At 61.8% G+C, this 15,764-nt stretch carries 19 protein-coding genes and 1 tRNA gene; 6 read left to right on the forward strand and 14 right to left on the reverse strand.

All coding sequences use genetic code 11. From position 1 onward, the window contains the following. The first annotated feature begins 22 nt into the window (after window positions 1–22). The 5 genes from KI609_RS13005 (at window position 23) to KI609_RS13025 (ending at window position 6,110) form a co-directional block, all read left to right on the forward strand. Complete coding sequence (locus KI609_RS13005; RefSeq protein WP_226443825.1) at window positions 23–1,132, forward strand: ABC transporter ATP-binding protein; 1,110 nt, start codon at window positions 23–25, stop codon at window positions 1,130–1,132. 52 nt (window positions 1,133–1,184) lie between these two features. Beyond that, window positions 1,185–2,219, forward strand: a complete 1,035-nt coding sequence (locus KI609_RS13010; protein ID WP_226443826.1) for an ABC transporter substrate-binding protein — start codon at window positions 1,185–1,187, stop codon at window positions 2,217–2,219. Window positions 2,220–2,304: 85 nt separating this feature from the next. Further along, entirely contained in the window at window positions 2,305–3,564 is a 1,260-nt protein-coding gene (locus tag KI609_RS13015) for an ABC transporter permease (protein ID WP_226443828.1), read from the forward strand. Between the two features lie 21 nt (window positions 3,565–3,585). Beyond that, complete coding sequence (locus KI609_RS13020; protein WP_226443830.1) at window positions 3,586–4,407, forward strand: ABC transporter permease; 822 nt, start codon at window positions 3,586–3,588, stop codon at window positions 4,405–4,407. Between the two features lie 212 nt (window positions 4,408–4,619). Then, window positions 4,620–6,110 (forward strand): NAD-dependent succinate-semialdehyde dehydrogenase, encoded by a 1,491-nt coding sequence (locus KI609_RS13025; protein WP_319003106.1) that lies wholly within the window; start codon window positions 4,620–4,622, stop codon window positions 6,108–6,110. Window positions 6,111–6,178: 68 nt separating this feature from the next. Here the strand turns inward: KI609_RS13025 and KI609_RS13030 are convergent, their stop codons facing one another. The 9 genes from KI609_RS13030 to KI609_RS13070 all read right to left on the reverse strand — a co-directional run bounded on the left by KI609_RS13030 (window position 6,179) and on the right by KI609_RS13070 (window position 11,746). Beyond that, on the reverse strand, window positions 6,179–7,381 hold the full coding sequence (locus KI609_RS13030) for an ROK family protein (RefSeq protein WP_226443834.1): 1,203 nt from the start codon (window positions 7,379–7,381) through the stop codon (window positions 6,179–6,181). A gap of 372 nt (window positions 7,382–7,753) precedes the next feature. Beyond that, window positions 7,754–8,245, reverse strand: a complete 492-nt coding sequence (locus KI609_RS13035) for a hypothetical protein (RefSeq protein ID WP_226443837.1) — start codon at window positions 8,243–8,245, stop codon at window positions 7,754–7,756. Between the two features lie 390 nt (window positions 8,246–8,635). After that, window positions 8,636–8,818, reverse strand: a complete 183-nt coding sequence (locus KI609_RS13040) for a hypothetical protein (protein WP_226443839.1) — start codon at window positions 8,816–8,818, stop codon at window positions 8,636–8,638. Next, window positions 8,818–9,009 (reverse strand): hypothetical protein, encoded by a 192-nt coding sequence (locus tag KI609_RS13045; protein ID WP_226443841.1) that lies wholly within the window; start codon window positions 9,007–9,009, stop codon window positions 8,818–8,820. The genes KI609_RS13040 and KI609_RS13045 overlap by 1 nt, the downstream gene beginning before the upstream one ends. Further along, window positions 9,006–9,383 carry a hypothetical protein gene (locus KI609_RS13050; RefSeq protein WP_226443843.1) on the reverse strand — a complete coding sequence of 126 codons (378 nt, stop codon included), beginning with the start codon at window positions 9,381–9,383 and terminating at the stop codon, window positions 9,006–9,008. The genes KI609_RS13045 and KI609_RS13050 overlap by 4 nt, the downstream gene beginning before the upstream one ends. Beyond that, a complete protein-coding gene (locus tag KI609_RS13055; protein WP_226443845.1) occupies window positions 9,380–9,592 on the reverse strand; it encodes a hypothetical protein in 213 nt (70 codons plus the stop codon). Before KI609_RS13055 ends, KI609_RS13050 begins: the two co-directional genes overlap by 4 nt. Continuing rightward, window positions 9,589–9,834, reverse strand: a complete 246-nt coding sequence (locus KI609_RS13060) for a helix-turn-helix transcriptional regulator (protein WP_226443847.1) — start codon at window positions 9,832–9,834, stop codon at window positions 9,589–9,591. Before KI609_RS13060 ends, KI609_RS13055 begins: the two co-directional genes overlap by 4 nt. Window positions 9,835–9,933: 99 nt before the next feature. Then, on the reverse strand, window positions 9,934–10,641 hold the full coding sequence (locus KI609_RS13065) for a hypothetical protein (protein ID WP_226443849.1): 708 nt from the start codon (window positions 10,639–10,641) through the stop codon (window positions 9,934–9,936). A gap of 142 nt (window positions 10,642–10,783) precedes the next feature. After that, the gene (locus KI609_RS13070; RefSeq protein ID WP_226450145.1) at window positions 10,784–11,746 is read right to left on the reverse strand and encodes an IS5 family transposase; all 963 of its coding nucleotides are present in this window, start codon (window positions 11,744–11,746) and stop codon (window positions 10,784–10,786) included. Between the two features lie 233 nt (window positions 11,747–11,979). Between KI609_RS13070 and KI609_RS13075 the strand changes: the two genes are divergently transcribed. Continuing rightward, window positions 11,980–12,966: an IS5 family transposase gene (locus tag KI609_RS13075; protein ID WP_226443853.1), complete on the forward strand. Its 987-nt coding sequence runs from the start codon at window positions 11,980–11,982 to the stop codon at window positions 12,964–12,966. A 154-nt stretch (window positions 12,967–13,120) separates the two neighbouring features. Here KI609_RS13075 and KI609_RS13080 read toward each other — a convergent pair whose 3' ends face one another. The 5 genes from KI609_RS13080 to KI609_RS13100 all read right to left on the reverse strand — a co-directional run bounded on the left by KI609_RS13080 (window position 13,121) and on the right by KI609_RS13100 (window position 15,740). Beyond that, window positions 13,121–13,459, reverse strand: coding sequence for a hypothetical protein (locus KI609_RS13080; RefSeq protein ID WP_226443855.1), 339 nt, complete (start codon window positions 13,457–13,459; stop codon window positions 13,121–13,123). 11 nt (window positions 13,460–13,470) lie between these two features. Continuing rightward, window positions 13,471–13,947, reverse strand: a complete 477-nt coding sequence (locus KI609_RS13085; RefSeq protein WP_226443857.1) for a hypothetical protein — start codon at window positions 13,945–13,947, stop codon at window positions 13,471–13,473. 144 nt (window positions 13,948–14,091) lie between these two features. Continuing rightward, window positions 14,092–14,232, reverse strand: a complete 141-nt coding sequence (locus KI609_RS13090) for a hypothetical protein (protein WP_226443859.1) — start codon at window positions 14,230–14,232, stop codon at window positions 14,092–14,094. Between the two features lie 27 nt (window positions 14,233–14,259). Further along, window positions 14,260–15,492, reverse strand: a complete 1,233-nt coding sequence (locus KI609_RS13095) for a tyrosine-type recombinase/integrase (RefSeq protein ID WP_226443861.1) — start codon at window positions 15,490–15,492, stop codon at window positions 14,260–14,262. Window positions 15,493–15,666: 174 nt separating this feature from the next. Beyond that, window positions 15,667–15,740 (reverse strand) — tRNA-Gly (locus tag KI609_RS13100). Between the last annotated feature and the right edge of the window lie 24 nt (window positions 15,741–15,764).

Genomic DNA, 15,764 nt, shown 5'->3' on the forward strand with positions numbered 1-15,764 from the left:
CTCCCTTGATTGCCCCACCACCATGAACCACGCAGAACCCCTGGTCCGTTTCAGCGGCGTGCAAAAAACCTACGACGGCGAACAGCTTGTGGTGCGCGCGCTGGATCTGGACATCCAGCGCGGCGAGTTTCTGAGCCTGCTGGGGCCTTCGGGCTCCGGCAAGACCACCACGCTGATGATGCTGGCGGGCTTCGAGTCGCCCACCGCGGGCGACATCCTGCTCGACGGCAAGCAGATCACGCGCACGCCGCCGCACAAGCGCAACTTTGGCATGGTGTTCCAGAACTACGCGCTGTTCCCGCACCTCACGGTGGGGCAGAACGTGGCCTACCCGCTCACGGTGCGCAAGGTGCCCAAGGCCGAGCAGGCCGACCGCGTGAAGAAGGCGCTGGATATGGTGCGCCTGACCGGCATGGCCGACCGCCTGCCCGCGCGCCTGTCGGGCGGCCAGCAGCAGCGCGTGGCGCTGGCGCGCGCGCTGGTCTTCAACCCCCAGCTGGTGCTGATGGACGAGCCCCTGGGCGCGCTGGACAAGCAGCTGCGCGAGCACATGCAGATCGAGTTGAAAGAGCTGCACCGCCAGCTGGGCGTGACCTTTGTGTACGTGACCCATGACCAGGGCGAGGCCCTGACCATGAGCGACCGCGTGGCGGTGTTCAACGAAGGTGTCATTCAGCAACTGGCCGATGTGGAATCGCTGTACGAGACCCCGTCCAACCGCTTTGTGGCGGGCTTTGTGGGCGACAGCACCGTCATCACCGGCACCCTGCAAGCCAGCGGTGCTGCGTGCGCGCTGCAGCTGCCAGACGGCCAGCGCCTGCCCGGCCTCAATGTGAACCACCTGGCACCGGGCGCACCGGCCGAGGCCTGCATCCGCCCCGAGCGCATTGCGCTGCACGCCGCCAGCGCCACGCCCCAAGGCCCCACGCTGCGCGCCACCGTGGCCCGCGCCATCTACTACGGCGACCACCTGCGCCTGATGTGCGACATCGGCCCCGGGCAGGCGCAAGCCACCGTCAAGCTGCCGCTGACCCGCGCCGATGCCAACCCGCACCCCGAGCCGGGCGATGCGGTGTGGCTGGAGTTCCCCACCGAGTCGGTGCGCATCTACGCCCCGCCCACCGTTCACTGAACCGCATTTTTTGTTCCCCGTTCCCGTCCCTCAACCCCTAGGAATCCGCACCATGAAAAACAAGAGCCTGATCGCCTGCGCTGCCCTGTCTGCCTGCCTGGCCCTGCCCAGCCTGGCACAGCAACAACTTACCGTCGTGAACTTTGGTGGTGCCAACGCCAATGCGCAAAAGAAGGCGTTTTACGAGCCCTACGAAAAGGCAGGCAACAAGATCGTGGCCGTGGAGTACAACGGCGAGCAGGCCAAGGTCAAGGCCATGGTCGAGGCCAAGAAGGTGACCTGGGACGTGGTCGAGGTCGAGTCACCCGACGCCGCACGCGGCTGCGATGAAGGCCTGTACGAAAAGCTGGACTACAGCAAGATCGTGCCCAAGGCCGACCTGCTGCCCGCTGCGGTGAACGAATGCGCCGTGGGCATCTTCGTATGGTCCACCGTCATGGCCTATAACGGCGACAAGCTCAAGACCCCACCCACCAGCTGGGCTGACTTCTGGGACACCAAGAAGATCCCTGGCAAGCGCGGCATGCGCAAGGGCGCGCGCTACAACCTTGAATTTGCGCTGCTGGCCGATGGCGTGAAGCCCGCCGACGTGTACAAGGTGCTGGCCACCAAGGACGGTGCCGACCGCGCCTTCAAGAAGCTCACCGAACTCAAGCCCAACATCCAGTGGTGGGAGGCTGGTGCCCAGGCGCCGCAGTTCCTGGTGGCGGGCGATGTGGCCCTGACCACGGTGTTCAACGGCCGCATCGACGCCGCCAACCGCGAAGGCCGCAACCTCAAGATCTACTGGCCCGGCGGCATCTACGACCTGGACTACTGGGCCATCCCCAAGGGCACGCCCAACAAGGATGCGGCCGTGAAGTTCATCGCCTTCACCATGCAGACGCCGCAGCAGGCCGCCTACGCACAAAACATTGCCTACGGCCCCGCCAACACCAAGGCCCTGGCCACTCTGGACAAGAAGGTGCTGGACGACCTGCCCACCTCGGCCACCAACGCCAAGGAGGCCCTGCAGTTCAGCGTGGGCTTCTGGGCCGACCAGGGCGAGGCGCTGGAAAAGCGCTTTGCCGCCTGGGCCACGCAGTAAGCCTGCGCCCGCCCGCCTGAGCCATGAGCACACACCAGCAGCACACAGAGCCCACCACCATGCAAGCCCCTCCGGCGTGATCGCCATGAACGCCCCTGATATGGCCCCGCCCCGCGCGCAGGACAGCCACGCCCCCGGCGCGCTGCGCAAAGCCCTGGCCCGCGCCGAAGTGCGGCGCAAATGGCGGGCGTTCAGCCTCACGCTGCCCTTGCTGGTGTTCTTGCTGCTCACGCTGCTGGTGCCCATTGCCGCGCTGCTGCAGCGTGCGGTGGAGAACCCCGAGGTGGCCAACGCACTGCCCGGCACCATGCGTGCCCTGGACGGCTGGGACCGGCGCGACGCACCACCGGCTGCGGCCTACGCCGCACTGGTGGGCGACCTCGCCCGCCTGCCAGACCGCTCGGACGCTGGCGCCCTGGCGCGCCGACTCAACTCCGAGGTGCCGGGCGCACGCTCCATGGTGATGGGGGCCTACCGCGACCTGCCTTTTGAAGGCACCCCGGACGCCATCAAGGAGCGCCTGCTGGGCGCAGACCCACGCTGGGGTGAGGCGCCCTTCTGGCGCGCCATTGCCAAAAACGGCGCCCGCTGGACGCCCGACTACCTGCTCGCATCGGTGGACCTGCAGCGCGACGCGCTGGGCCAGGTCGAACGCATGCCCGAGGAGCAGCGCGCCTTCGGCGGCATCCTGCTGCGCACATTCCACATCAGCCTGGTGGTCACGCTGGTGTGCCTGCTGGTGGGCTACCCGCTGGCCTGGTGGCTGGCATCGCTGCCCGCCCGCTCGGCCAACGTGCTGATGATCCTGGTGCTGGTGCCGTTCTGGACCTCGATCCTGGTGCGCGCGGCCGCATGGATCGTGCTGCTGCAGTCCGAAGGCCTGGTCAACCGGGGGCTGATGGGCCTGGGCCTGATCGAGCAGCCACTGGCGCTGCTGTTCAACCGCACGGGCGTGGTGATTGCCATGGTGCACATCCTGCTGCCGTTCATGATCCTGCCGCTGTACAGCGTGATGAAAAGCGTGCCGCCCACCTACCTGCGCGCTGCGGTGTCGCTGGGCAGCTCGCCCATCGCCGCGTTCTTTCGGGTGTATGTGCCGCAAACCTACCCCGGCATTGGCGCGGGTGCGCTGCTGGTGTTCATCCTGGCCATCGGCTACTACGTCACGCCCGCGCTGCTGGGCGGGGCCGATGACCAGATGCTGAGCTACTACATCGCCCGCTACACCAACGTGGAAGTGAACTGGGGCATGGCCTGCGCGCTGGGCGCCCTGCTGCTGGCCGCCACGCTGCTGCTGTACGGCGTGTACCGCCGCATTGGCAAGGCCGAACTGAGCCTGGGCTAACCACTTCATAAGACATTCGCCATGCGTCATTACCTGCCCCAATTCCCCCTGTACGCCACGTTGGCCGACAAGCTCGGCTGGTGGGCCGTGCGCGCGCTGTGCGTGGCCGTGCTGGTGTTCCTGCTGGCCCCCATCCTGGTGATGGTGCCGCTGTCGTTCTCCGAGAGTTCGTTCCTCGCCTACCCCATCCACGGCTGGTCGCTCAAGTGGTATCGCAACCTGTTCGAGTCGGCCGAATGGGCCCGTGCCACGCGCAACAGCTTCATCGTGGCACCCGCAGCCACGCTCATTGCCACTGTGCTGGGCACCTTGGCCGCCGTGGGCTTGTCGCGGGCGGACTTCCGGTTCAAGGGGCTGCTGATGGCCATCCTGATTGCCCCCATGGTGGTGCCCATCATCGTGGTCGGTGTGGCCACCTACCTGTACTTTGCGCCGCTGGGCCTGGCAGACAGCTACTTCGGCCTCATCATCGTGCACGCAGCGCTAGGTGCGCCGTTCGTGCTGACCACCGTGCTGGCCACGCTGGCGGGCTTCAACCACAACCTGGTGCGCGCCTCGCTGAGCCTGGGCGAGACACCGTTCAACACCTTCTTTCGCGTCACACTGCCAGTGATTGCACCGGGCGTGATCTCGGGGGCGCTGTTCGCGTTTGCCACCTCGTTCGACGAAGTGGTAGTCACGCTGTTCCTGGCGGGCGCCGAGCAGGCCACGCTGCCGCGCCAGATGTTCACCGGCATCCGCGAGAACATCTCGCCCACCATTGCGGCAGTGGCCACGCTGCTCATCCTATTCACCACCAGCCTGCTGCTGATGCTGGAGTGGATCCGGGGTCGGCGCGCATGACGGCGCAGGGCGTGTTCACCCGTGCATGTGCCCGCACCATGCCCCTGTTGCCGGTGCCACTTTGGCGACGCAGGGCGCAACCCTGCCCATGCTAGCCTTTGGCTAGACGCACGCAGGCCCTTTGAACAGGCTCTTAGGCGCCCGCCCCGCACCCCTTCCCTTACCCCTTTCTGCTCGCCCTCTGTTTCGTCACCTATCCCGGAAGCACTCCCATGGACATGAAGACATCTCCCCTCGCACTGCTCAACGACCCCACGCTGCTCAAGACCGACGGCCTCATCAACGGCCAGTGGGTGGCGGGCAGCAGCCGTTTTGACGTGAACGACCCGGCCACGGGCCTCAAGCTGGCCGACGTGGCCAACCTGGGCCCTGCCGACGCCGAGGCGGCCATCGCCGCCGCCAACGCCGCCTGGGGCCCCTGGAAGACCAAGACCGCCAAGGAGCGCAGCATCATCCTGCGCAAGTGGTACGACCTGCTGATGGCCAACCAGGACGACCTGGGCCGCATCATGACCGCCGAACAAGGCAAGCCCCTGGCCGAAGCCAAGGGCGAAGTCGCCTACGGCTCGAGTTTTGTGGAATGGTTTGCCGAAGAGGCCAAGCGCATCAACGGCGAGACACTGCCTCAGTTTGACAACAGCCGCCGCCTGCTGGTCCTCAAGCAGCCCATCGGCGTGTGCGCGGCCATCACACCGTGGAACTTCCCGCTGGCCATGATCACCCGCAAAGTCGCACCCGCCCTGGCCGCAGGCTGCCCCGTGGTCATCAAGCCCGCCGAGCTGACGCCGCTCACCGCCCTGGCAGCCGCCGAGCTGGCCATCCGCGCTGGCATTCCAGCCGGTGTGTTCAACATCCTGCCCGCCGACAGTGACAACTCCATCGCCATCGGCAAGGTGCTGTGCGCAAGCGACGTGGTGCGCCACATCAGCTTCACGGGCAGCACCGAAGTGGGCCGCATCCTGATGGCGCAGTCGGCCCCCACCGTCAAGAAGATGTCGCTGGAGCTGGGCGGCAATGCGCCCTTCCTGGTGTTTGACGACGCCGACATCGACAGCGCCGTCGAAGGCGCCTTTGCCAGCAAGTACCGCAACGCGGGCCAGACCTGCGTGTGCACTAACCGCTTTTATGTGCAGGAAGGCGTGTACGACGAGTTCGTGACCAAATTCGCGGCCAAGGTGAAGGCGGCCAAGGTAGGCAACGGCTTTGAGGCCGGTGTGAACCAGGGCCCGCTGATCGAGGAAGCCGCGCTCGTGAAGGTGCAACGCCATGTGGATGATGCGATTGCCAAGGGCGGCCAAGTGCTAGCGGGCGGCAAACGACTGCAAAGCCTGGGTTCGGGCCAGTTCTTTGAACCCACAGTGATCGCCAACGCCACGGCCGACATGCTGTGCGCCCGCGAGGAAACCTTCGGCCCCTTTGCCCCCGTGTTCAAGTTCAAGACCGAACAAGAAGCCATCGACGCCGCCAACAACACCGAGTTTGGCCTGGCCAGCTACTTCTACAGCCGCGACGTGGGCCGCATCTTCCGCGTGACCGAGGCACTGGAATACGGCATGGTCGGCGCCAACGTGGGCATCCTGGCCACCGAGCACGTGCCGTTTGGCGGCGTCAAGCAGTCGGGCCTGGGCCGCGAGGGGTCGCACTACGGCATGGACGACTATGTGGAGATCAAGTACCTGTGCCTGGGGGATATCCAGAAGTAGGCCATCGCACATTTTACTATTGATTTAATAGCTGCTAGCGCTTAACAGATAAGCGCTAGAGGCCAAAATCACCGAGATAACTGCGGCACGCGGTTGGTGTAGCTTGCATTGCCCAGCCCCGTGCCCACCGTCAGCACGGCCCAGTGCCTGACGTCCTGCATGAAGGGCATTTCCGAAAGCCCCTGCACCACCGCGTCGTTGTGCAGACACACCTGGGTGCGGCCGTCGCCGATGTGCGGCAGCCGCTCACACACATCGCGCGGCAGGTGAAAGCGGGTGCTCTCCCAGTTGCCCGGCAGATTCTGGGTGCCGCCGGCCAGAGAGCCGTCCTCCTCCACCAGCCCCGGGCAGGCCACGCCGATGTAGGGTGCCAGGCGGATTTTCTTTTTCTCGGCATGCGCGACCAGGTCTTCCAGCATGGTGACGATGCCTTCCACCAGTCCGTCACACGTGGGCCCGTCATCGGCGTGGGCCCATTTTTCGCGGCGCACCACCTCGGCCAGTGACATGTCGGGCGCACGGTGCAAGTGGGTCTGCACAATGCCGCAGCGCACGTTGGTGCCGCCAATGTCCACGGCGAGAATGGCGTCATAGCTCTGCAAAAGCGCGGGCGGCGCCAGATGCACCCAGCCGATCAATCCGCCCTCATCGGCGTGGTGGCGCAGGGTGCGCAGTTCCACGGGCACCTTTTCGGCCTGGAGGATTTTGGCGGCGCGGGCAATGGCGCCACTACCCACCTCGCTTTGGTGAAAGCCACCGCCGATGATGATGCGCTGCACGCCGCGCCAGGTCTTGTGTTTCAGAAAACACCGCACCACGTGCGCGAGTTGCATCGCATAGTCTTCCGAAGCAGCCGCGATGGCTTGCGCTGCAACGCCGTCCTTCTCCAGCAAGGCGTCGAGCCGGTGCTTGCTCAGTTCGCGCGTGGGCTTGTCGCCCATCGGGTCCTTGCCTGCCATGGAGGTAAACAGTTTCCGCCAGGCATCCAGCATGTGGCGAAAGGCCGTGCGGCTGGCTGCATCGCCCACATAACCATCACCGTCACGCAGCTCCAGGCTGTATCCCTCAATGACCGCTGACGCCAGCCGCATATCGCCGTGCGGCCCGATGATGCCCAGTTCACGCTGGGCCTTGGCATCCTTGGCCTCCTTGGTTTCGCGGACGGCACCGGGCCTGGCGTGGCCCACCCGCTTCTTTGCCGGATGCTGTTCCTTGCCGTTGCTTTTGCTTTTGCCGTTGCCGTTTACCTTTTCCGCGTCCTTGGAAGCCATTCATTTCCTCATGCGATGGAGACCCGCGCGCGGGGCCATCCAGGCATGGTGAGGCAAGGGGCAACGGAGCCACGTCAGCCAATGCCTTGACATCGCTCCGCTTGCGATACGCGCAGCATTGACGTGCACCCCGCGCAATACACGGGGGATGACAAAAGCGAGGCCAGGGAGGGAAGCGGGAGAGGATGCTCAGCCAGAGAAGGCTGGAGCGGTGAAGGGAGTCGAACTGTTGCTTCTATTCCGCATGGGTGCTTGTTTTCAGCGATTCGATTTATTTTTTACCCCCACTTTTTCCCCATCGCCATCGGTTCTATTCCATCAGCACCAGGGCCGGTGCTGCGTCTGCGTCCTCCGCGGAAAGAAACACAGCGACTACGAGCCGCCCCCGATGGCATCAACAAACTCCGTGTCCAACCGCAGTTTCCGCGCGAGCGCTGACCGAACCGCCTTGAAGGCGCTCGCCGGAGTGAGTCGTCCATGGTCCACTGCCATGCTCTCCCCATCGCTGCCGATCCACTCGCCGTTGCTCATGAGTTTTACTGAGTAAAGCGGGCGCTTGTCGAGGGACGTGGAAAGCGGCTTCTCGTCGAAAAAAACCAGCCCGGCGGTGATATAGCCACCATCGCCCAGCACGTTGAAAAATTTGGCTTGGATTTCTCCGAGTGGGCTGGTGAAGCTGATAGCACTGGGTGAACTGTCGATGCTAGGCCAGTTGACGGACACTTTCTGATGCAGCAGGTGCCCTTCGGCCTGCTTCAGTAACTGCAGGAAATCCGTCTGTCGTTCAGCAGCCTGACCTAGCCCAAATTCAAAGGCTCCCGCAGCTACTGCTTTCACGGCAATATCGTCTTTTTGTGCACCCATACATCCTCCTAAATGCCAACAGCGGCCCGTTGAATGTGGCTCTGAGGTCGGTCGCACGCACTCAGGGATTTCCCGGCTCCCACGGCCTCCAGGGTCGTCTTTTGAATTGCGGATGCGAATGTTTAGGGGACTGGCCGGTTTCCAGCCTGATCCGGTTTTTTTGACCGTCTCGCCCCCCCTTGGGTCGCCTCTATCTCGGGGGGTGCCTTCACGACGATGGCGCGTCATCCTGGGACACCGTCTTGTTCCACTCAGTGAGTTAAACGTCCAGAAAAAAGGCGTTGCGGTGCTTTCTGACGGTTCGGCGCGCACGCGAGAAATGACGTGGACAAAGAAAAAAGCAGCGCCCAAATTTTAAGGAACTGCTTTTCTGTTTACCCAGCGTGTATGTCAATTCACATGGCTGATCCAGGCCCTAAGCCACCCCTGCGCGTCAACGATATCCTCTGCAATGTGCAGGATCTTCCGCCCTCGCCCGATGCAATACACGCCGCCGCCTGGGTTGTTGCGCTCCCAAACCTGCAAGCCCGCGTAATGCGCGGCCAACTGCACGTCTTGAATGGTGATTCCCATCAGTGCACCACCACAGGCGGAGACTCTCCGACAGCCCGTGCAACGCATTCGACCTGGGCCTCATGCATGTCCTGAGCTTCGTTGAGAAGCATGTCAACGGTTTCTGATGGCATGCCCTCGGCCAGCAGCTTTGAACGCGCCCGTGCTCGCTCCTGTGCCTGCCAAACGCGGATTTCTTCGATTGTTTTCACGTTGTCGCCTCCGCACCGCAGTGCCGCCAGCCATCGCCGTCACCTGGCGTTTGCTGGGTCGTGCGCAAAGCAACCCAGGTGCCAGCTTGATCCGTCACGAGATTGTTCTTGGCATATAGGCGTCCGGGTTGTCGTGCGCGTTGTTCTGCGTCGTGTTGGACCTTGAGCGCATCCATGCGGCGGGCGAAGGCTTGGCGCTCTGCAGGCGTCAGCTCTCGGGTGGTCTGGCGGGTTTCCACATAGCCACAGCGAAAGCAGTGCGCCACCCCGTGCCCCGGACCCAGGACGGTCACGCCCATGGATTTGTCACGGCGATTGCAGGCGGGGCACTGGGTGCGGTGGTCGCCTTCGGGAAAGTCGTTCCAGGCGATCATGCTGCACCGCCAATCTGCATGAGAAACGCCAGCACGTCGTGCCAGGTGGTGAAGGCGCGGGACTGGTTCCAGCGGCTTGCGGTGTACGTCACGCGGCCATCGTCTGCGCGCACTGTGCGGTGCAGGGCGTGGCCCTTCAGTGCGAATTTCGCAGCGATGGTGGCAAAGGTTTTTCCGTCGGGATCGTGCCCGGTGTGCTGGCAGCTCATGCCGACACCTTGGCGCGCAGCCAATTGGTCACGTTGCCCGCAACCCAGCGGGTGCAGCGCGTGCCGTCTTTAACAGGGGCCGGGAATTTGCCCTCGGCCACCTTGCGCCGAATGGTCGATTCAGACAACCCAGTGACAGCTATTACCGTCTGGATTTTCAGGAGCGCTTCGGGAATGTGAAGCGCTTGGAGCGTCTGCGCTGGCGCTCGGGTATGACGGCTAGAAACTGTGTCGGGTTGCATCTTGCACCTCATGAATGAACATGGGTGCAATGTGCTTTTAATTTGCTATAAAATATATAGCAGCGCGCCAGCTTAGTAGTAACTCAGGCGGCTCGGTAGTTACTGCGCCTGTTCAGTAGCAGTCTTCCATTCTCGGCACCAGCGGCGGATGACCTCATCGCTTTCGAGGTTCTCAAACTTCGAACGCATATCACGGGCGAAAGCAGACGGTCCTTTGTACCTCTCGGGGTCTCGCTGCCATAGCTCCCAGCACTCTTTTACCGAAGTCTTTGCCGACTGCTTCGGATCTTTGGCTATCCGGCCAGCCGCGCCCGCCTTCGCCATTTCCGAGCGAATAGCTTTTACGCTTGATCCACTCAAAGGCAAATCGCTTGACAGCTCCAATGCGTAGCACATGGCATAAGCCAGTTGCCCCATGGCTTCCTGCTTTTTATGCGGAAAATAATTAATCGCATTAGTAATGTGCGCAAAAAAAGCGTCGTAGCGCCACGCGAATATTTGCTCAGAAGTCCAGCTAATTGGTTTTTCATCAAAGGCACCGAACATAAATTCGTCCGACATAACTGCCTCGCGGACTAATTCTTTCAGTCTTTTAAGCGTAAATCGCTTGCACGCAAGCGCTCTTACTGTACATACAGATTCAAATATTGGCACTTTCCAATAAAAATCATTCGATCTTGATCCCAATATAGGGTATGCAAAGCCCTCAAAATTCACATCCATCGGCATGACGTTGAACTCAGGAATTTTCAGCCAATTATTTGGATTAGCTTGATGTTCATTCCAATTTAGGGATGTTCTGAACAACTCGGTTTCGCGCGTGCTACGAGACTGAGTTTTTCAGCTGGCGCAATGGAGACCGTCTTTCCTGCGGTTCCGTCTTGTTTGGTGCCCCTTGTGGGGGCCGCTTGCGCAGCCGCTGCGGCTGCACGGCTGTTTGCGGACGCACTCATGCCTGCGCCCCCAGCAATTGGTGGCGCACCATCCACAGGTTGGACAGCGCAAACAGCGTCTTGAGCTGCAGTGTGTTCTTCTTCAATCCCCGGTAGCGCACCTTCACATATCCAAACTGCCGCTTGATCACCCTAAAGGGATGCTCCACCTTGGCCCGGATGCTTGCCTTGATCTTCTCCATCTGGTCTATGAGCGCGTCAACGAGGTTGTGCTCTTTGTCCAGCTCTTTGCGCTTGCCCGGGCGCATCGCTATGTGCCACGTCACGCCCGCCCTGGCATCCGGGCGCTTGTGAACGCCTTGATAGCCCGCGTCACCAAACCCGTCTTTTTCTTGCCCGTGCAGCAAGCTGTTGCCTTCTACAACGTCGGCCACGTTGCCCGAGGTTCCGATGACGGTGTGCACCAGTCCTGAGTCCGCGTCCACGCCAATGTGGGCCTTCATGCCAAAGTGCCATTCATTGCCCTTTTGGCTTGAGTGCATCTCTGGATCGCGCTTTCTGTCCTTGTTCTTGGTAGAGCTGGGCGCTGCGATCAACGTGGCGTCTACCGCAGTGCCCGCCTTGAGCAGCAAGCCCTGCGCTGCCAGCAGTTCGTTGACGGTGGCCAGAATCTGCTCGGCCAGCTTGTGCTTCTCCAGCCGGTGGCGAAACCTCAAAATGGTGCTCTCGTCAGGCATTCGTCCATGGGCATCAAGCCCTGCAAAATCCCGGTAGATCGGGGTGTCAAAGAGGGCTTCCTCCATCGCCAGATCCGACAAGGTAAACCACTGCTGCATGCAGTGGATGCGCAGCATGGTCTCCAGGGCAAAGGGTGGGCGGCCGTTCTTGCCCTCGGGGTAATACGGGGCAATGACATCGAGCAATGCAGCCCAGGGAACCACCCGATCCATCTGGGCCAGCAGTTCCTGTTTGCGGGTCTTCTTGGTGCTCAGGTTCAGGTCAAGGCTGCTTTGCTTCATGGCTTGCGAGGATGCCATGACTGGCCGGGGTCTATCAGACTGACCACGAGGTTTTGCAGGATTTCCTTAGATTTCTACCATTAACTAGCGTCATCGCGTTCCCTCACGCTCCCTGAAAAGGTGCCAGCCCAGCCCGTCAGGGGAAACGGGTTTTCGGGGATCAGCCTAGGGATTCTCTGCACAAATCCCTGCGTAATGTGCTTACGAAGGCTTGAAGCCGAGACAATAAGGCCATGAAGCAAAGCAGCCTGGGCCTGAGCAATACCACCAAGCGCACACGCAAGCGCGAGTTCCTTGATGCGATGGAGTTGGTGGTGCCCTGGGCCGAGTTGGTCTCGCTCATTGAGCCCTACGCCCCAGAGATCGGACGCCGGGGCCAGCAGCCCTTTGCGGTGCAGACCCTGCTGCGTATCCATTTCATGCAGCAGTGGTTCAAGCTTAGCGACCCAGCCATGGAAGAGGCACTGCACGACGTGCCAGCCTTTCGGGACTTTGCCGGCCTGTCTCACTGGGACGAACACATTCCCAGTGAATCGAGCATCCTGCGTTTTCGGCATCTGCTGGAGCGCCACAAACTGGCCGATCAGATCCTCGCTACGGTCAATGCCCTGCTGCAAGCCAAAGGGCTGCAACTCAAAGCAGGCACGGTGGTGGATGCCACGCTGATTGCGGCGCCGACGTCCACCAAGAATGAAGGCAAGGCACGAGACCCCGAGATGCATCAAAGCAAGAAGGGCAACGAGTGGTACTTTGGCATGAAGGCTCACATTGGCGTGGATGCGGATTCAGGCCTGGTGCACAGCGTGCGCGGCACCAGTGGCAATGTGAACGACGTGATAGAAGCCAACAGCCTGCTGCACGGGCAAGAAACGGATGCCTTTGGCGATGCGGGCTACCAAGGAGTGGACAAGCGGCCCGATGCCAACAAGAACGTGCGCTGGCATGTAGCCATGCGCCCGGGGTTGCGCCGGGCTTTGGACAAAAACAAGCCTGTGGATGCGCTGATCGACCAACTTGAACGCACCAAGGCCAGCATCCGGGCCAAGGTGGAGCACCCGTTCAGAGTGCTCAAGCAGCAGTTCGGGTACGTGAAGGTGCGCTACCGGGGGCTCATGAAGAACACGGCGCAGATCGTCACGCTGTTTGCGCTGGGCAATCTGTGGATGGCAAGGCACAAGTTGCTGGCCTGCATGGGGCAGGTGCGCGTGCAGGGGGCGTAAAGCCTCCGATATAGGGGCAATGGCCCTCGCCAAACGCCTGCTGGGTGCGCTGCGCACGCCTCATTACTCAAAGCGAGTGCTGTTTTAGTTCAGGCATCGCTGTGACATAGCCAGAACCGATTCGTGAAGAGCTTCCCTAGGGCTGGCGAATGGCTCATGCCCGGCGTTGTGCTTCGCGCTTTGCAATGCGCTCGCGTAGTTCTGCCAGGATGTTGTCAGCGGTAGAAAGCGGCTTCACGCTCTCGTGCAGCATCGCAAAACGCAGCATTGCTACCAGATCGGAGTCTGCAATATCGTCACGGGTCTTGGCCCTGATGGTCCGCTGTAGCGCCTGACGCACGGCACTCTCTGCATCGTGTTCCGGAGGGTAAACCGTGGGGTCATCTTTGAACGTCCCCCGCCACTGCGGTTCGTAAACAGCGGCTTTAAAGAAGCGCCGAAAGTCGCGGTTTGCTTTAAGCCTGCCGTCTCTAGGATTGTTTGCTTTGGCCATGTCCGTTCCTTTCAGCGCAGGTGCAGGCGTGCTTCATCGCGCCAGCGGCCCAGCATCTTGGTGACGGTCTGGAGGTTGTCGAGCGCTCCGGCGCAGGTGGGGTGATCCTTCTTAATCCACCCTGCAGCAGCCGACACGCCCAGCTTTGCTTCATCGCGCATGGTGTCGAGGTGGCACAGGTAGGCGCTGACAACACCCAGCGCTTTGTCGAGCTCCGGGTGGGCGTTTCCGATGGCGGCCAACATGCCCTGAATCTGCTGGCGTGACACCCAGACAACCTTCACGGAGTAGTCGGTAGGCTGGCCCTGCAGGCCTAGACCGGGCTGGATGCCGCGCAAGATGGGGGGCAGCGTGTAGCCGCAAACGGTCAGCGCTTCGGCAGTGACTGTGCCAGGCCGAAGGTGGGGGTCGGTCGCTGGAGCCTTTGCATAGGGCTGGGCCAGCACTGGCACCAAGACGGTTTCGGCGTCTTTTGCCAACTTGTTCACGGAGGGTTTGCGCGGTGCGCGAGTAGACTTAGCTGTAGCCATGGGTGATCCTATAATGATCAGTTGTGGTTAGAACGGCTGGGGTGTTAGCGCACCCTGGCCGTTCGCTTGTTGCCCTGCCAATACCGGCGCAGGGCTTGCCGGTTATCGTGACAGGGCGGCGCGTGCTGCTTTCCAGCAAGCAATCCAGCCCAGGCGCTCATTGCGCAGACTTGCTTCGTCCCAATGCGTGTCGTAGTGACGCTCAAAAGCAAGTTGCATCGCCGCAGTTTCGGCTTCTGTCATTTGTCGTTCTCCTTCGTTTTCAGCTTCTCAGGCCCGCAGTGGGACCACGTCCGCGCCGCGTAGCTTGTCCAGGTAGTCGGCCCACTCCACCATCATCTTGCGGCGCTGCGCCAGATACTGGGTTCTGTCATAGGCCATGCCCAGCGGCCCGGATTTCCCGTGGGCCAATTGCGCTTCGATCACTTCGGGGTCTGTCTCCAGGTGTTCGCCCAGGATGGTGCGGGCCATCGCCCGGAACCCGTGGGCGGTCATCTCGCTGTTGGTGTAGCCCATGCGGCGCAGCGCAGTGTTTACGGTGTTGTCGCTCATGGGGCGCTCGCCCGTCAGCAGCGAGGGGAACACGTACCGGCCCGCGCCCGATAGAACGTGCATTCGCTTGAGGCATTCCACGGCCTGCGGAGCCAACGGGACAAGGTGAGGTTTGCCGGTGCGCTTGCCTTGAACGGTGCGCTTCATGGATGCGGCCGGAATGGTCAGCAGGCCGCCTTCCAGGTCAACCCATGCCCATTCCATCTGCCGGATGTTGCCGGGGCGCTGGAATAGCAGCGCGGACAGGATCAGGGCCTCTCGCGTCGTCGGGTGCCCGTGGTAAGCGTCAATAGCGCGCAGCAGCTCCCCGGCCTGCTTAGGCTCCAGCACGGCGGCCATGTGCTTGACGATCACGGCTTGCAAAGCACCGCGCAGAGCGTGGGCGGGGTCTTGGATGCATCGGCCTGTTGCCATGCCGTAGCGGAACACCTGGCCCGCGTACTGGCGCAGGGAATGGGCGGTTTCGTTCTTGCCCCTGGCTTCTACGCGGCGCAGAGTCTCCAGCAGCAGCGGCGCGGTGATTTCAGCGATGGGCAGCGGGCCAATCCAGGGGAAAAGGTTTGCCTCTTGCAGCTTTATCCACTTGGTGAAATGGGCATCACTCCATTCCTTCGCCTTCAAGGCGTGGAACTCGCGGGCGACCTTCTCATAGGTGGTGCCCGAGTTGACGCGGGCGGTGGCCTTGTCGATCTTTCGGCGCTGCACCGGGTCGCTACCTTGAGACAGAAGCCTGCGGGCGTCATCCCGAGTCAGACACGCTTCCTTGAGCTTGACGGCGGGGTAGCTGCCCAGCGAAAGCCGCTTCTCCTTGTTGTCGTAGCGGTACTTCCAGAACCAGCGCTTTGCCCCGTTCGGAGTGACCTCCAGATAGAGCCCGCCAGCGTCGGTAAAGCGCACGCGCGGCTTGTCGTCTGGGCAGGTGGCAGCTTTGCAGGCAATCTCGGTGAGCATGGGGGAACAAAACTCCAGGAAAGGGGACAAATTTGCCCTGTTCCCCCAGTTTGTACCCCCAAATGTTCTGCGCTGCAATGGCGGAACATGACAGCACTTGACGGCCTAAAAAGGTCTAAGCGCTTGATTTGATTGGTTTTTTGACTGTTTATGACTGGATATGAATGTCATAAATGGAGCGGGTGAAGGGAATCGAACCCTCGTATGAAGCTTGGGAAGCTGCCGTTCTACCATTGAACTACACCCGCGTAGCTTCGCATTATAGGCATTCC

Source organism: Acidovorax radicis, assembly GCF_020510705.1.
GTDB lineage: Bacteria > Pseudomonadota > Gammaproteobacteria > Burkholderiales > Burkholderiaceae_C > Acidovorax > Acidovorax radicis_A.

Excerpts from the sequence above, each read along its gene's own strand:
- KI609_RS13055 (WP_226443845.1), bottom strand. The coding sequence starts at position 9,592 with ATGAGCTGCCAGCACACCGGGCACGATCCCGACGGAAAAACCTTTGCC.
- KI609_RS13030 (WP_226443834.1), bottom strand. The coding sequence starts at position 7,381 with ATGGCTTCCAAGGACGCGGAAAAGGTAAACGGCAACGGCAAAAGCAAA.
- KI609_RS13015 (WP_226443828.1), top strand. The coding sequence starts at position 2,305 with ATGAACGCCCCTGATATGGCCCCGCCCCGCGCGCAGGACAGCCACGCC.
- KI609_RS13025 (WP_319003106.1), top strand. The coding sequence starts at position 4,620 with ATGGACATGAAGACATCTCCCCTCGCACTGCTCAACGACCCCACGCTG.
- KI609_RS13040 (WP_226443839.1), bottom strand. The coding sequence starts at position 8,818 with ATGGGAATCACCATTCAAGACGTGCAGTTGGCCGCGCATTACGCGGGC.
- KI609_RS13020 (WP_226443830.1), top strand. The coding sequence starts at position 3,586 with ATGCGTCATTACCTGCCCCAATTCCCCCTGTACGCCACGTTGGCCGAC.
- KI609_RS13080 (WP_226443855.1), bottom strand. The coding sequence starts at position 13,459 with ATGGCCAAAGCAAACAATCCTAGAGACGGCAGGCTTAAAGCAAACCGC.
- KI609_RS13075 (WP_226443853.1), top strand. The coding sequence starts at position 11,980 with ATGAAGCAAAGCAGCCTGGGCCTGAGCAATACCACCAAGCGCACACGC.
- KI609_RS13060 (WP_226443847.1), bottom strand. The coding sequence starts at position 9,834 with ATGCAACCCGACACAGTTTCTAGCCGTCATACCCGAGCGCCAGCGCAG.
- KI609_RS13095 (WP_226443861.1), bottom strand. The coding sequence starts at position 15,492 with ATGCTCACCGAGATTGCCTGCAAAGCTGCCACCTGCCCAGACGACAAG.
- KI609_RS13010 (WP_226443826.1), top strand. The coding sequence starts at position 1,185 with ATGAAAAACAAGAGCCTGATCGCCTGCGCTGCCCTGTCTGCCTGCCTG.
- KI609_RS13070 (WP_226450145.1), bottom strand. The coding sequence starts at position 11,746 with ATGAAGCAAAGCAGCCTTGACCTGAACCTGAGCACCAAGAAGACCCGC.
- KI609_RS13035 (WP_226443837.1), bottom strand. The coding sequence starts at position 8,245 with ATGGGTGCACAAAAAGACGATATTGCCGTGAAAGCAGTAGCTGCGGGA.
- KI609_RS13005 (WP_226443825.1), top strand. The coding sequence starts at position 23 with ATGAACCACGCAGAACCCCTGGTCCGTTTCAGCGGCGTGCAAAAAACC.
- KI609_RS13050 (WP_226443843.1), bottom strand. The coding sequence starts at position 9,383 with ATGATCGCCTGGAACGACTTTCCCGAAGGCGACCACCGCACCCAGTGC.
- KI609_RS13090 (WP_226443859.1), bottom strand. The coding sequence starts at position 14,232 with ATGACAGAAGCCGAAACTGCGGCGATGCAACTTGCTTTTGAGCGTCAC.